The organism is Streptomyces sp. NPDC058086 (genome assembly GCF_042885015.1).
Classification (GTDB): Bacteria; Actinomycetota; Actinomycetes; order Streptomycetales; family Streptomycetaceae; genus Streptomyces.
On sequence record NZ_JBHVST010000117.1, the window covers coordinates 1 to 13,963 of the forward strand.

The window sequence follows — 13,963 nt, forward strand, 5'->3', positions numbered from 1 at the left end:
GTCCTTGATCTCGACCCGGTCGATCTGCACACCCCAGCCCATGGCCGGACTGTCGATCATCAACTCCAGGCCCTGGTTGAGCTTCTCCCGGTTGGCCAGCAGATCGTCCAGGTCGCTCTTGCCGATGATCGAACGCAGCGAGGTCTGCGCCATCTGCGAGACCGCGAAGCGGTAGTCCTCGACCTGGATGACCGCGTCGGCCGCGTCGACCACCTTGAAGTAGACGACCGCGTCGACCCGCACCGTGACGTTGTCCCGCGTGATGCCCTCCTGCGCGGGCACGGGCATCGTCACGATCTGCATGTTGACCTTGCGCAGCTTGTCGACGAAGGGCACCACCATGGTGAACCCGGGCCCACGCACGTCCGAGCGCAGCCGGCCGAGCCGCAACACCACACCGCGTTCGTACTGTTTGACGACACGGGCCCCGGCCATCGCGTAGACGATCCCCACGGATACGACGGAGACTCCCGCCGCCACCAGTTCCTCGACCATCACGGCCCCCCAGGGTCCGAAGTGGGCGCATCGGGCAAGTACCGCATCAGGCGCGTACCCGGCGTGTACTTCGACGGTAACTCCGTCACCCGAGCAAGGGCGAGCCCCCGCACGACAGTTGCGTACGGGGGCTCGCCTGCTGCTGGCTGCAGATCCGGTCGTGCGGGTGTCGCGGGGGACCGTCGGTCAGCCGACGCTCACGCCGTAGTAGCTCAGTGCCTCGGTGACCGGCTGGAAGAAGGTCGTACCGCCGGAGGTGCAGTCACCACTGCCGCCGGAGGTCAGACCGTAGGCGACGGAACCCGCGTAGAGCGGACCGCCGCTGTCGCCGCCCTCGGCGCAGACCGTGGTCTGGATCATCTGGTAGACCACGTCGCCGCTGCCGTAGTTGACCGTGGCGTTCAGCGCGGTGACCCGGCCGCTGTGCGTGCCGGTGGTCGAGCCGCGACGGTAGACGGTCGTGCCCACACTGGGCGTGGCGGCGCTGCTGATGGTCTGGCTGCCGACCGCGCTCGGGTGGGCGATCGAGGTGTTGGTGTAGCGCACCAGCGCGAAGTCGTTGGTCGGGAAGCTGTAGCTGACGTTCGTGCCCAGCGTGGTGGTGTGACCGGAGTTGGAGTACCAGGTGGAGGCGACCTCACCGCAGTGGCCGGCGGTCAGGAAGTAGTAGGTGCTCCCGCTGTGCACGTTGAAGCCGAGCGAGCAGCGGTAGGCACCGCCGTAGATGGCGTCGCCGCCGGTGATCAGCTTCTTGAACTTGCCCGGGGTGTGCTTGATCGTGATGGCCGCGGAGTTGCCGCCCGCGTCCTTCTTGATCTTTGCGATCTCGGCCTTGGAGACCGTGCTGTCGACGGTGACGACGACGCGGTTCGTCTTGGCGTCGACCGCCCAGGCGGTTCCCGCGATGTCGGACTTGAGTACCGACTTGTTCACCGTGCTCAGCTGGGTGGCGCTGAACGTATGGACGTCGGATGCGTTCGCGGTGGGGACGGAGAACGCTGCGGCGGCCAGGAGTCCGGTGGTCACGGCGATCAGCCGGGTCCGTCTCGCTATACCGCTGCGGGGGGTGGTGCGCTTGATCCTCACTTGTCGTTCCTCCCGAGGGAAGTAGGGGGCCCGCGTGGGGTCGGGGCCCGTGAGGCGCAGCCGGGAGCCGCCTGACCGGATTCCGGACAAGCCGTGCTCCTGACAAGCGCTGTGGGGGAGTATTCGGCGGCACGGCCGACCGGCGCAAGGGCACCTTTCGGCCGTGCAGCGTTCAACTTACGTACCACCAGCGGTAGTTGATCTCCCCGGACTTAGGTGTGCGGATCGCGTGCGGATCGTCGGGGCACTCGAAGCGCCTGAAGGGCTTGGAGGAGTGAGCGGAAGGCGCGGAGGAGTGAACCGTCAGAGCAGCGTGCGCTCCCCCGCCGGGACGGCCACGCCCAGGGTGTTCCCGGGCGGCGGGAAGGGGCAGATGAAGTGGTCGGCGAACGCGCACGGCGGGAGCACGGCCCGGTTGAAGTCCACCGTCGTACGCCCCTCGGCGTCGGGCGCCGCGGGGCGCAGGAACCGGAAGCGGTAGCTGCTGTCCCCGCTGGTGGTGTCGGCGAACACGGCCCACAGCGAGCCGTCGCTCTCCACCGACACCTGGAGTGTGAGGTCCTCGCCGTCCAGGGTGAAGGCGAGGATGCCGCCGAGCCCCAGACCACGGGCGACTCCGTCCGCGTTCTCCACTCGCACGGTGCGGCTCTCGCCGTACGGCGTGAAGTGCCCCGGCACCGACCAGCGCGGGTCGTACGGCGTCGCCTCGACGCCCTTGAAGGCCGCGCGCCCTTCGGAGGCGGGGTCGAAGTCGCGTACGCCCCAGATCCCTTCGCGCACCAGGACGACGAAACGGCGCTCGCCGAGCCCGACCCGGGCCTCGGCCGCCGACCCGAGGTCGGCATCGAGCCGGACCTCGCCGGTGAAGGGTTTTCCGTCCAGGCTCAGACCGTCTTCGGGGGCGGCCGTCAGCAGGACCCCGTCCTCCTGGTCGGTCCACAGCCCGGGGATGTCCGGAAGTCGCCCGTCCGGATAGTCCTCCAGCCAGTGCGTGCCGGTGAGCGCCAACGGGCCGTAGGGGGCGGACACCGTCTCGACGCGGCGCTCGTGCCACCGCTCCCAGCCCTCGGATGCGCCGTCGAACACGTCTGCGGATGTCCCGTCAGATACGTCTGCGGATGCGTCTGCGGATGCGTCTTTCGTCATGTGATCAACCCTTCCATACGGGTTGCGGCAACCCGAGATGTGAGCGCAGCGTCGTGCCCGTGTATTCCGTGCGGAAGGCGTCCCGCTCCTGGAGCAGTGGGACCACCCGGTCCACGAACTCGTCCAGTCCGCCCGGGGTCAGATGGGGGACGAGGATGAAGCCGTCGGCGGCGTCGGCCGTCACGAACTCGTCGAGTTCGGCGGCGACCGCCTCCGGGGTGCCGACGAAGGACTGCCGCCCGGACGCCTCGATCACGGTCTGCCGGATGGACAGCCCCTTCGCCCGCGACAGGGCCCGCCACTTCTCCGCCACCGCGAGGGGGTCCCCGACGCGCACCCGCCCCTGCGCGAGGGCCGGCTCCGGCTCCGGGTCGATGTCGGGCAGGGGCCCGTCGGGGTCGTACGAGGAGAGGTCGACGCCCCAGATCTGCTCCAGGGCGAGGAGCGCGTTCTGCGGGGAGACCTGCCGACGGCGGATCTCGGCGGCCCGTTCCCGCGCGTCGGCCGCGGTGTCACCGAGCACGACGGTGACACCGGGCATGATCTTCAGGTCCTCGGGCGACCGCCCGTACGTCGCGAGCCGCCCCTTCACATCGGCGTAGAACTCCCGGCCGGCTTCCAGGGTCCCGTGCCGGGTGAAGACCACGTCCGCCGTGGACGCGGCGAACTCCCGGCCCTCGTCCGAGTCCCCGGCCTGGATGACGACTGGCTGCCCCTGCGGTGAGCGCGGCAGCCCGAACTCCCCCGCGATGTCGAAGTGCCGCCCCTGGTGTGCGAAGGGGCGGGTCACGCCTTCCGGCGTCCAGGAGTCCCACAGCTCTCGTGCCGTGGCGACGAATTCGGAGGCGCGCGCATACCGGTCGGCGCGGTCGAGGAAGCCGCCGCGGCGGAAGTTCTCCCCGGTGAAGGCGTCGGAGGAGGTGACCACGTTCCAGGCGGCCCGGCCCCCGCTGAGGTGGTCCAGCGTGGCCAGTCTGCGGGCGAGTTCGTACGGCTCGTTGAAGGTCGCGTTGACCGTGGCCGCGAGCCCGAGCCGCTCGGTGACGGCGGCGAGCGCGTTGAGGACGGTGATCGACTCCGGCCGCCCCACGACGTCCAGGTCGTGGATACGTCCCTTGTGCTCGCGCAGCCGCAGCCCCTCGGCGAGGAAGAAGAAGTCGAACAGGCCTCGTTCGGCGGTGCGCGCGAGGTGTTCGAAGGAGGCGAAGTCGACCTGGGACTTCGAGCGCGGGTCGGTCCAGACGGTGGTGCTGTTGACGCCCGGGAAGTGCGCCGCCAGATGCATGCGCTTGCGTACGGTCATGACGTTCCCCCTGTCACGGCGTACTGGTTGGCGGGCCGGGCCAGCCCCAGGTGCTCCCTGAGCGTGCTGCCCGGATAGAAGGTGCGGAACAGACCGCGGTGCTGGAGCAGCGCCACCGTTGCGTTCACGAGCCGTTCCAGGTCACGGTGCGGCTCGACCGGGGTGAGGTGGAAACCGTCGACGGCCTCGGACGCGTGCCAGGCGGCGATCAGCTCGGCCAGGTCGACCGGGCCGCCCCGGTACAGCGGCCCCTGCGCGGTCTGCCGGGGACCGCCACCACCATGGCCCGGCTCGGCCGCTCGCTCCCCGTCGCCGAGGTCGACGACGAGCGAGCCGAGGACCCGCAGAGTGTCGGGGTTGCGGCCGAACTCCGCTGCCACCTCCCGGAGTTCGGTCCGTACGGCCCGGGCCTGCGCGGGTCCCACGACCCGGACGAGCGCCACGTCGGCGTACCGGGCGGCGACCCGCCGGGCGGGCCCCTCGGTGGCGTCGACGACCCGCACGGGGTGGCCCTGCGGGGGCCGCGGCACGACCGAGGGGCCCTTCACGAAGAAGGTGGCGCCCTGGAAGTCGACGTGGTGCAGCTTGTCCCGGTCGATGAATCGGCCGGTGGCCTCGTCGCGTATCTCGGCGTCGTCCTCCCAGCTGTCCCAGAGCCGGGCGGCCGCCTCGGCGATCTCGCCGGCCTCCCGCCACAGCGCGTCGGTGGGTGCGGCGTGCCGGCGGCCGAAGAGACGGGCCTCGCCCTCGGTCGTCGACACGTCGAGCTGCCAGCCGGCCCGGCCGCGGCTGACCCAGTCGAGGGTCGCCACGGCCGCCTGGACGTGGAAGGGCTCGGTGTGGGTGGTGGTCACGGTCGGCACCAGACCGATCCGGCGGGTGGCGGGCGCGACACGGGAGAGCACGGCGAGCGCGTCGGGCCCGGGGCGCGCGAAGGTGTCGCCGAGCGTCACGAAGTCGAGCCCGCCACGCTCCGCGAGCTGCGCCGTCCCGACGTACGAGGCGGCGTCGAAGGCCGCCTGTTGATCGAGGGCGGCGGCCAGGTGCAGCAGCCCCCGGCCGTGCGGTGCGGTCATATCGGGTGAAACCTTTCTCCGGTAAACCGGTCAAAGACCCCTGGAGAGGGATCAAAGAACCTTGGACAGGAACGACCGCGTCCGTTCGTGCCGCGGCCGGTCGAGTACGTCACCGGGGGCGCCCTGCTCGACGATCCGCCCGTCGTCCATGAAGACGACGGTGTCGGCGACCTCCCGGGCGAACCCGATCTCGTGCGTGACGACGATCATCGTGGTGCCCTGGTGGGCCAGGTCCTTGATGACGTCGAGGACTTCGCCGACCAGCTCGGGGTCGAGCGCCGAGGTGGGCTCGTCGAAGAGCAGCAACTTCGGCTCCAGGGCGAGCGCGCGGGCGATGGCGACGCGTTGCTGCTGGCCGCCGGAGAGCCGCTTCGGGTAGGCGTCGGCCTTGTCGGCGAGCCCCACCCGGTCGAGCAGCGCCCGCGCCGCGTCGACGGCGTCCTTGCGCGGGCGCTTCAGCGCGGAGACCGGGGCCTCGACGATGTTGTCCAGCACGGTGAGGTGCGGGAAGAGGTTGAAGTTCTGGAAGACGAACCCGATCCGGGTGCGCTGCCTCAGGATCTCGCGCTCACGCAGCTCGTACAGCTTGTCGCCGGAGCGCCGGTAGCCGACCAGCGAGCCGTCGACGCTGATCCGGCCCCGGTCCGCCTTCTCCAGGTGGTTGATGGTGCGCAGCAGCGTGGACTTGCCGGAGCCGGACGGGCCGAGGATCACGGTGACCTCGCCGGTGCGCACCGCGAGGTCGATGCCCTTGAGCACTTCCAGCGGTCCGAAGCTCTTGTGGACGGACCTGATGTCGACCATGACGGTCATGGTGTGAATCCCTTGTGCTGGCAGTGGAGTTGGCGGTCGGTGGTTACGCGGCGGCCCGACACGCGAGGTCGCGCAGGAACGCCAGCGCGGCCCGCGCGGTGGCGTCGTTCTGCCGGAACGCGGGCCCGCCGGTGCGCGGCCGGGTGAAGGCGCCGGGGGTACGTACGTCGGTGTAGGGCCCCAGCGCGAACCGCCGGGGGTGTGGCTGCCCGGCCCGGTCGAGGATCCGCCCGTCGGTGCGGTCCACCCGCAGCAGCCCCTCCGGGGTCTCGACGGCCCCGTCGTCGTGCAGTTCACGCAGCAGCGGGTCGAGGGCGCGTCCGACGGTGGGCTCGGGCAGCCGTGCCTCGACGAGCGCCCGCGCCTCGACCGTCGCGCCCGGCACGGTCGCGCTCGACGCCCGGAACACGCCGTCCTCGGCGACCACGGCCATGTCCGCGCCCACGAACCGCACGACGCCGGCCCGGGAGAGTGCGAGCATCTGCCGCAGCCGGGGTCCGGGTGGCCCCGAGGCGAGGTAGCTGAAGAAGCCGTGCCACCGGGGCCCGACGTCACCGAGCCGGATCAACTGCCCGTAGACGGAGAGCAGTCCGAGGAAGACGGCCAGGTCCGGGCTGTTTCCAGGATCATGACGTCGACTCAGATCATCCTCTATGTACGCCCGCAGTCCCTCCTGGAATTCCTCCTCCGACGCGTACCGCACCCCGTCCAGCGGACGGTCGAGCGCCGCGAGGTCGAGCCGGTCGGCGGGGTCGGGCACGGCGGACGCCACGAGAGCCTCGCGCTCCGCCGCCTCCCCCGCCGCGTACTTCTCCTCGAAGTCGGTCCAGGCGATACTCGTCCGCTCGGGGTGCACGCCGAACAGCCGGTGGTAGTGCGCGAACCCCAACTCCTTCTCGATCAACGGCCACACATCGCGCCGGAAGTCGAAACCGTCCGGTCGTGCGAGCACCGCGTCGACCTCGGCGGACCCGAAGAAGCGGGGCAGCGGCGGCCGTTCACCGGTCCAGTCGTAACCGATCTTCGAGTGGTACGGCACTCCGCGCCGCGACCCGACGTACAGCACCGGCTCCTGCCCCGAGGGCATGTACGTGTCGCCGTCGTACCGCCCGCCCCGCCCCTCCGTGAGCAGCACCATCAGGTCGACGAAGGCGAGTCCGAAGCCGCGCACGAGGACGGGTTCGCCGGGCGCGAGCGAGGACAGGTCGCTGTCGGCGGTGAAATCGGGCGGCAGGTGGACCAGGTCGTGGGCACGGGCGTACGCCGCCAACTCGCGCTGCTCCTGGTCGAGTTCGGCGTCCAGGTGGCCGAGTGCGAGAACGACGAGGTCGGCGAGGAGGGGACGCGGACGGCCCTCCAGCCACACCTGCTGGCGCCCCTCGCGCGGGCCGCTGACGCGCAGGGCCCTGCACGGGTGATGGTGGACGGTGACGTCCGGCGGCAGGGCAGCCACGGCCTGCTCGTGCACCCAGCTCAGGTAGGCCCCTTGCAGCTGCCGGTCGGCGAAGGTGCTGCCGTCGACGGCCGCCCATTCGTGCAGCGTGGGACCGGGGCGTACCGGACCGTCCATGACCACCGTCTCGTCGGTGAACATGGTGACGTCCTCGGCGTGCGAGTTCATCCACAGCAGCGGCGACTGCGCCTCGCGCCAGATGCGTCCGGCACCCGGCGGATGGGGGTCGACAAGATGGATGTCGAGACCTTCGACGCCCGAACCGGCGTACAGCTCGGGCGCGTTGGCGGCGATGCGCTCGATGAGACCGGTCCCCCGCGGCCCGGCCCCGACGATCACGAGAGTCGGCTTCGACGTGCTCATCGCGTACGCTCCGAACCGCGCGCGTAGTGCTTCTCGACGTAGTACTGGCCGAGGCTGAGCACCGAGGTGACGACGGTGTACCAGATGGTGGCGACCATCAGCAGCGGGATGACCTGGTAGGTGCGGTGGTAGACGAGCTGCACGGAGAAGAGCAGGTCCTGGACGGCGATGACGCTGACGATCGAGGTGCCCTTGAGGGTGCCGATCAGCATGTTCCCGGCGGGCGGCACGATGGAGCGCATCGCCTGCGGCAGCACGATCCGCCACCAGCGGCGCCACCGGCTCAGCCCGAGCGCCTGCGCGGCCTCTATCTGCCCGCGGTCGACGGAGAGGATGCCGCCGCGGACGACCTCGGCGGCGTAGGCGGCCTCGTGCAGGGTGAGCCCGATGATCGCGACCGCGATCGGGGTGAACAGATTGACCGTCTTCACGCCGAGAAGCTGCGGATACAGCGCCCCGATGTTGAACCACAGCAGCAGCTGCACCAGGATCGGGATCGACCGGAACAGCCACACGTAACCCCAACTGACGCTGCGCAGCACGGGGTTGGCGGACAACTGGGCCGCCGCGAGCAGCGCCCCGAGGACGAAGCCGAGCACCATCACCACGGCCGTCAGCCACAGGGTGAGCCACAGGCCGCGCAGTACGGAGTCCGAGGTGAAGTAGTCGCCGACCACGCCCCACTGGAACGCCTTGTTGCGGACGACGGAGGTGACGGCGAGCCCGAGCAGCACCAGCACGGCGAGGGCGGCCGTCCACTGACCGAGACGGCGCTGCGGGACGATCCGCAGGGAGTCGGCCTGCTCCGGTATGTCCGGTGCGGCGGATGTTTTGGCGAGGGTGTCGGAAGACATGCGGAAGACTCCGTGACGTCGGTCGAACACGGGTGCCTTCACACGGAGCGCCTCGCGGCGCCGTACGGCCGAGCCCCTCAGCAGGGCCGTCCACCGAGAGTACGGGCCCATTTCCCCCCGCTGTCAAGGCTGTCCATACTGTGAGCCGTACGTCTCAGGTCAGTTGACGCACAACCGGATGCCTGTTCCACTTGGCCCATGCATCCACAGCAGTGGCTGGTCAAGCGCTCCCACATCGACTTCGGTCGAGTGTGGTCCTCTTCCTGTTGAGCTGACCCACTGCGCGCCCTGATCACTTGATCCCTTGATCGATCCCGATCGCTTGATCAATCCGATCACTTGATCCTTCGATCAATCGGGCGCCTTTCGCGTTCTCCCTCCCCTTCGCCTTCACACGCGCACCCCTCCCCTCGGGTTCTGCTCACTCTTGCTCTCAGGAGACCGCACACCATGCGTACGTCCACGCGTACCCGTTATCGGCATTTTGCGCCCTTTGCCATCATCACCTCGACGGCCCTGCTCCTCACGGCATGCGGCTCCGGCTCGGACGACACGACCGGCAGCACGGCGAATGCGGCGGCCAAGGCCGACAAGATCCCCACCACGGACGTCGTCTCGGACATCACGAAGGACGAGGCCGCGGCCAAACTGCTCCCGTCCGGCGTCACCAGCCTCACCGTGGCGGTCGCCGTCGGCGGTACACCACCCGGCACGACGTACCTGGACGACGGCAAGACGCTGACGGGCCAGGACGTCGACTTCGCGGACGCCGTGGCCAAGGTGCTCGGCATCGAGCTCAAGACCGAACAGGCCAGTTTCGAGGCGATCCTGCCGGCCCTGGACAGCGGCAAGTACGACTTCGGCGCCAGCAACTTCGGCGTGACCGACGAACGGCGCAAGACGATCGACTTCGTCACCTACATCAACGACGGCCAGGGCTTCGCCACCCGCAAGGACAGCAAACTCGCCAAGATCACCGACCTCAAGCAGCTGTGCGGCCTGAACGTCGCGACCGGCGCGGGCACCACCTTCGAGGCGACGCTGGAGGAGAACAAGAAGGTCTGCACCGACGCCGGCAAGAAGGCGTACAAGGTGCAGACCTACAGCGAGCAGGGCGCGATCTGGTCCTCACTCCAACAGGGCCGCAGCGACATCGTGATGAGCACCATCAACGGCCTGCGCTACGCCGTCGCCCAACAGCAGGGCGTCAAGTTCCTCAACGAGTTCCACCGCCTCGACGTCGGCTTCGCCTTCAAGAAGGACACCAAGCTCGCCCCCGCCTTCCAGGCCGCGGTCAACGACCTGATCGCGAACGGAACCTACGAGAAGATCCTGAAGAAGTGGGGCACGACGACTTCGGCGATAGCGAAGTCGGAGATCTCCCCGCCAGAGCTGAAGAACTGAGGGACCTGAGCATTCCCCGCGCCCCGCACAGGAGCGCCCCGAAGGGGCGCGGGGAACTGCGCGCCCAGCCACGTACCCCCGCGGCCAACGGGCGACCGAATTCAGCGAGCCAACACGGCCGTACGTCGCCGCGGCACCGCCCGCACCCCGATCACCCGGTCCATCAACGCGCCCAGCATCTCCTTCACCGACGCCCGGTCCCGTGCGTCACACTCCAGCACCGGCACGTCATCACCCAGTTCCAGCGCCTCCCGCACCTCGTCGAGCGCGAACCGCCGCGAACCGTCGAACCGGCCCACGGCCGGCACGAACGGAGCCCGGTGCGCCTCGAAGTAGTCGAGCGCCGGAAAGCAGTCCTCGATACGCCGCGTATCGACCATGCCGACCGTACCGAGCGCCCCCTCGGCACGATCTTGTCAGAGCGCGCGGACACGGTGTCACGGACGCGGCCGCCGGGCACACACCCGGTCACCTCTTCCGGTGTGACGTCCACTGAAGTGCCTTATGAGGAAGACGAGTTACTGGCGGGGCAGAAATGGTTCTACGCCGGACCAACGACCCCTACGGCATTCCGGTCACCCGATCATGCTTTTGTTTTACGCCCCGGAAACAATGACATCCCCGAATGGGCAGGTCCGATCCTTTCGGCGGCGTGATCGTCCACGCCGCCGTATACGAGGTCCGTCACAGGCCGCAGTCGCAGCACGAGCAGCATTCACAGCACTCGCAGATCTCACAGGCCTCGCAGCAGCCGCAGTCACAGTCGCAGTTGCCGAGGCAGCCCTCGCGCCTCTTTCGCGACCACGGCCCCTCGAACTCGTCGGCACAGCACACCTTGCAGGTGCAGCACACCCCGATCGCGGCCGCGCACCCGGCCCAGAAGCCTCGCTTGCCGGGTCCGGGCGGCGGGAAGGAGGGACCGCCGCCGAAGGGGTTGCCGCCACCGGCGTAAGGATTCTGGCCGTCGTACGGACCCGGCGGGCTCTGCGGGTTGTACGGCCCACCGTGCCGCGGCGGCCCGAAGGCCCCTCGCACACCGTCCGCGTGGGCCTGGTGCCCGCATCCCGAGGTCCCGAACGCGCGGTCCACCGACCGCCCCAGCTCGTGCGCGAGCAGCAGATGGGCCAGCTTGCCGTCCGTGAACTCCACCTCGCGCAGCGCGAGCCGTATCCCGTGCAGAGCGTCATCGGCGAGCCGGCGCGCCTCCACGAGCGGGGTGCCGGTGGCCGTGAGCGGGTTCCACGCCCCCGACGCGGCGTCGGTCTCCCGGTCCTCCACGGCGTCCAGCAGATGCGCGAGCCGCCCGAAGAGCCGGCCGGCCTCGGCGAGCGGCTCGGCGTTGCCCGGCCGCCCGGCCAGGACGGCCGTGTGCGCGAAGGCGGCGGCGGTCGCGGTCTCGGTGGGCTCGGTGACGGCTCGAAGCGGCGTCCCGGGACCGGCGAGCGCCTCGATGCCGACCTGCCGGTCGACGGCGTCGACGAGTACGGCGGTGTCGAAGCCCACGTCGGATCCGGTACGGGCCCCGGCGCGCCCCCAGCTCGCGGCGACCCGGCGGGCGGCGAGCGCCACCGGCCTGCGCGCCAACAGCCCGTCCTTGTCCGCCACGTGGTCGCGCACCTTGGCCGAGGCCAGTACCAGCGAGACGGCGGCGGCGAGGCGGGCTCCCTCACCCTGCGCGACGGACGCGGTCCGCATCCCGCGCAACGGGCACGGCCCCGCAGTACGCCGCCACCCCGTGGTGCGCTCGGCCTGAGCCTCCGTCAAAACCGATATCAGCAGCCCGTCGTAATTAGTGACAACCCGAGCGAACTGTCCGTGGTCTCCGCGCAACGCGAGACAGAGTCCGCACAGATGCGCCATCCACTGCGTTTTGAGCCCCTCACCGAGGCGGTGGCTGCAGGGCCTCACGATTCCGAACATGACACTCCCCCGTGCCTCGTACGACGTTGAGCTGCGGCATCGTACCGACCCCCTCGTTCACCCGTACGCCCCACCCATCACCCGAACGCCGTCGAGAATCATATTTCACTCACAGTCAGCAGCCGTACACGTCAAGACCCTTGGGGCACGCGGGCTCTCGACGAATTCGCTGTGCACCAGTACCGTCACGAAACCCCCGCGCGGCGTCTATCCACTTGGCGCGACATCCGCATCATGGACGACCATGGGGATGCGGAAAGCAAGAAAGACCGCTGTGAGAGGAGGCGTCCATGGGATCGGTGCGCAAGGCGAGTGCCTGGCTTGGCCTCGTCGACGACAACGATGACGAGCGTTACTACGACGACGACAACTACGCCGAAGGACAGGACTCCGGCGATGCCTGGGTCACGGACCCGCGCGTGAAGGTCGCGTCCGAGACGGCGGAAGAGACAGGCCGCCGGATCGGCACGGTCACCCCGGACAGCTTCCGGGACGCACGCGGCATCGGCGAACTCTTCCGGGACGGCGTCCCGGTCATCATCAACCTCACGGCCATGGAGGCCGCCGACGCCAAGCGCGTGGTGGACTTCGCGGCCGGCCTGACCTTCGGCCTGCACGGCACCATCGAGCGGGTCGCCACCCGGGTCTTCCTGTTGACCCCTGCCAACACCGAGATCGTCAGCGGCGAGGCCCCAAGGCGTCAGACGGACGGCTTCTTCAACCAGAGCTGAGGCAGGGCCGCTCACCGGCCCTGCTCTCCGGTGCTCGACTCACCGAAAGGCGTCGAGTCCGGTGAGCGCCTTGCCCAGCACGAGTTGATGCATCTCGACGGTGCCCTCGTAGGTGAGCACCGATTCGAGGTTGGTCGCGTGCCGCATCACGGGGTATTCGAGCGAGATCCCGTTGGCGCCGAGGATGGTACGGGCGGTCCGGCAGATCTCGATCGCCTCCCGTACGTTGTTGAGCTTGCCGAAGCTGACCTGCTCGGGACGGAGCCGCCCCGCGTCCATGCGCCGCCCCAGATGGTGGGCGAGCAGAATCCCCTTGTGCAGTTCCACCGCCATGTCGGCGAGCTTGGCCTGGGTGAGCTGGAAGCCGCCGATGGGCCGCCCGAACTGCTCGCGCGTCTTCGCGTACTCGACGGCGGCCTCGAAACTGGCCCGCGCGGCACCCATCGAACCCCACACGATCCCGTACCGCGCGTGCGACAGACAGCTGAGCGGGCCCTTGAGCCCGGTCACGTCCGGCAGTACGGCGTCGGCGGGCAGCCGTACGTCGTCGAGTACGAGCTCACTGGTGACGCTCGCCCGCAGGGACCATTTGTGCTTGATCTCGGGAGCGGAGAACCCGGGGGCGTCGGTGGGCACGACGAACCCCCGGATCCCGTCCTCACTCTGCGCCCAGACGACCGCGACGCCGGCCACGGACCCGTTCGTGATCCACATCTTCCGCCCGTTGAGGACCCAGTCGCCGCCGTCGCGCTTGGCATACGTCCGCATGGCGCCGGGGTCGGACCCGTGGTCGGGCTCGGTCAGTCCGAAGCACCCGATGACCTCACCGGCGGCCATGCGCGGCAGCCACGCCTGCTTCTGCTCCTCGCTCCCGAACCGGTGAATGGCGTACATGGCGAGGGAGCCCTGTACGGAGACGAGGGACCGGATGCCCGAGTCTGCGGCCTCCAGCTCCAGACAGGCGAGCCCGTACTGCACGGCGGTCGCCCCCGCGCATCCGTACCCCTCCAACGACATCCCGAGCGCCCCGATCCCGCCCAGCTCGCGCGCCAGCTCCCGGATCCCGGGCAGCTCGCCCTTCTCGTACCACTCGGCGACGTACGGCAGCACCCTGTCCGCGGCCCATGTCCGTACGGTGTCCCGGATCGCCAGGTCCTCCGGGTCCAGGAGGTCGTCGAGGCCGAGGGGGTCGGTGGGGTCGAAGGGCGGGAGCTTCGGGGACGCGGACATGGGGGCAGCCTCCGGCACGCTAAAACTAGCACCGCTAGTTACGGTCTCGCCCCGACGGTACGACCCAGCGTCCCGCACGTCCAGTACCT

13 protein-coding genes are annotated in these 13,963 nt (G+C 69.6%); 2 read left to right on the forward strand and 11 right to left on the reverse strand.

All coding sequences use genetic code 11. The annotated features are described in order from the left end of the window. From ACFVWD_RS48575 to ACFVWD_RS48610, 8 genes are all read right to left on the reverse strand, one after another. Positions 1–495 (reverse strand): SPFH domain-containing protein (locus ACFVWD_RS48575; RefSeq protein WP_389604868.1); only part of this gene is annotated, 495 nt, incomplete at its 3' end. 186 nt (positions 496–681) lie between these two features. Further along, positions 682–1,581 (reverse strand): S1 family peptidase, encoded by a 900-nt coding sequence (locus ACFVWD_RS48580; protein ID WP_389604829.1) that lies wholly within the window; start codon positions 1,579–1,581, stop codon positions 682–684. A 303-nt stretch (positions 1,582–1,884) separates the two neighbouring features. After that, entirely contained in the window at positions 1,885–2,727 is an 843-nt protein-coding gene (locus tag ACFVWD_RS48585; protein ID WP_389604831.1) for a DUF1684 domain-containing protein, read from the reverse strand. 4 nt (positions 2,728–2,731) lie between these two features. Then, positions 2,732–4,030 carry an NtaA/DmoA family FMN-dependent monooxygenase gene (locus ACFVWD_RS48590; protein ID WP_389604833.1) on the reverse strand — a complete coding sequence of 433 codons (1,299 nt, stop codon included), beginning with the start codon at positions 4,028–4,030 and terminating at the stop codon, positions 2,732–2,734. Continuing rightward, positions 4,027–5,106, reverse strand: coding sequence for an LLM class flavin-dependent oxidoreductase (locus ACFVWD_RS48595; protein WP_389604835.1), 1,080 nt, complete (start codon positions 5,104–5,106; stop codon positions 4,027–4,029). The genes ACFVWD_RS48590 and ACFVWD_RS48595 overlap by 4 nt, the downstream gene beginning before the upstream one ends. A gap of 51 nt (positions 5,107–5,157) precedes the next feature. Then, positions 5,158–5,919 (reverse strand): amino acid ABC transporter ATP-binding protein, encoded by a 762-nt coding sequence (locus tag ACFVWD_RS48600; RefSeq protein ID WP_389604837.1) that lies wholly within the window; start codon positions 5,917–5,919, stop codon positions 5,158–5,160. A gap of 43 nt (positions 5,920–5,962) precedes the next feature. Next, positions 5,963–7,735, reverse strand: coding sequence for an FAD/NAD(P)-binding protein (locus ACFVWD_RS48605; protein ID WP_389604839.1), 1,773 nt, complete (start codon positions 7,733–7,735; stop codon positions 5,963–5,965). Further along, positions 7,732–8,589 carry an amino acid ABC transporter permease gene (locus ACFVWD_RS48610; RefSeq protein ID WP_389604841.1) on the reverse strand — a complete coding sequence of 286 codons (858 nt, stop codon included), beginning with the start codon at positions 8,587–8,589 and terminating at the stop codon, positions 7,732–7,734. Before ACFVWD_RS48610 ends, ACFVWD_RS48605 begins: the two co-directional genes overlap by 4 nt. A gap of 450 nt (positions 8,590–9,039) precedes the next feature. Between ACFVWD_RS48610 and ACFVWD_RS48615 the strand changes: the two genes are divergently transcribed. Beyond that, entirely contained in the window at positions 9,040–9,993 is a 954-nt protein-coding gene (locus tag ACFVWD_RS48615; protein ID WP_389604843.1) for an ABC transporter substrate-binding protein, read from the forward strand. A gap of 101 nt (positions 9,994–10,094) precedes the next feature. On the opposite strand, the gene ACFVWD_RS48620 is transcribed toward ACFVWD_RS48615, so the two are convergent. Both ACFVWD_RS48620 and ACFVWD_RS48625 read right to left on the reverse strand, forming a co-directional pair. Next, positions 10,095–10,373, reverse strand: a complete 279-nt coding sequence (locus ACFVWD_RS48620; protein WP_389604844.1) for a hypothetical protein — start codon at positions 10,371–10,373, stop codon at positions 10,095–10,097. 304 nt (positions 10,374–10,677) lie between these two features. Next, positions 10,678–11,913, reverse strand: a complete 1,236-nt coding sequence (locus ACFVWD_RS48625) for a DUF5685 family protein (RefSeq protein WP_389604846.1) — start codon at positions 11,911–11,913, stop codon at positions 10,678–10,680. 290 nt (positions 11,914–12,203) lie between these two features. Between ACFVWD_RS48625 and ACFVWD_RS48630 the strand changes: the two genes are divergently transcribed. Further along, complete coding sequence (locus tag ACFVWD_RS48630) at positions 12,204–12,644, forward strand: cell division protein SepF (protein WP_389604847.1); 441 nt, start codon at positions 12,204–12,206, stop codon at positions 12,642–12,644. A 39-nt stretch (positions 12,645–12,683) separates the two neighbouring features. Here the strand turns inward: ACFVWD_RS48630 and ACFVWD_RS48635 are convergent, their stop codons facing one another. Beyond that, positions 12,684–13,874 carry an acyl-CoA dehydrogenase family protein gene (locus tag ACFVWD_RS48635; protein ID WP_168490286.1) on the reverse strand — a complete coding sequence of 397 codons (1,191 nt, stop codon included), beginning with the start codon at positions 13,872–13,874 and terminating at the stop codon, positions 12,684–12,686. Between the last annotated feature and the right edge of the window lie 89 nt (positions 13,875–13,963).

Bases quoted from the DNA above. Each gene is read 5' to 3' on its own strand.
- ACFVWD_RS48585 (WP_389604831.1), bottom strand. From the start codon at position 2,727: ATGACGAAAGACGCATCCGCAGACGCATCCGCAGACGTATCTGACGGG.
- ACFVWD_RS48620 (WP_389604844.1), bottom strand. From the start codon at position 10,373: ATGGTCGATACGCGGCGTATCGAGGACTGCTTTCCGGCGCTCGACTAC.
- ACFVWD_RS48605 (WP_389604839.1), bottom strand. From the start codon at position 7,735: ATGAGCACGTCGAAGCCGACTCTCGTGATCGTCGGGGCCGGGCCGCGG.
- ACFVWD_RS48615 (WP_389604843.1), top strand. From the start codon at position 9,040: ATGCGTACGTCCACGCGTACCCGTTATCGGCATTTTGCGCCCTTTGCC.
- ACFVWD_RS48625 (WP_389604846.1), bottom strand. From the start codon at position 11,913: ATGTTCGGAATCGTGAGGCCCTGCAGCCACCGCCTCGGTGAGGGGCTC.
- ACFVWD_RS48590 (WP_389604833.1), bottom strand. From the start codon at position 4,030: ATGACCGTACGCAAGCGCATGCATCTGGCGGCGCACTTCCCGGGCGTC.
- ACFVWD_RS48600 (WP_389604837.1), bottom strand. From the start codon at position 5,919: ATGACCGTCATGGTCGACATCAGGTCCGTCCACAAGAGCTTCGGACCG.
- ACFVWD_RS48595 (WP_389604835.1), bottom strand. From the start codon at position 5,106: ATGACCGCACCGCACGGCCGGGGGCTGCTGCACCTGGCCGCCGCCCTC.
- ACFVWD_RS48610 (WP_389604841.1), bottom strand. From the start codon at position 8,589: ATGTCTTCCGACACCCTCGCCAAAACATCCGCCGCACCGGACATACCG.
- ACFVWD_RS48635 (WP_168490286.1), bottom strand. From the start codon at position 13,874: ATGTCCGCGTCCCCGAAGCTCCCGCCCTTCGACCCCACCGACCCCCTC.
- ACFVWD_RS48630 (WP_389604847.1), top strand. From the start codon at position 12,204: ATGGGATCGGTGCGCAAGGCGAGTGCCTGGCTTGGCCTCGTCGACGAC.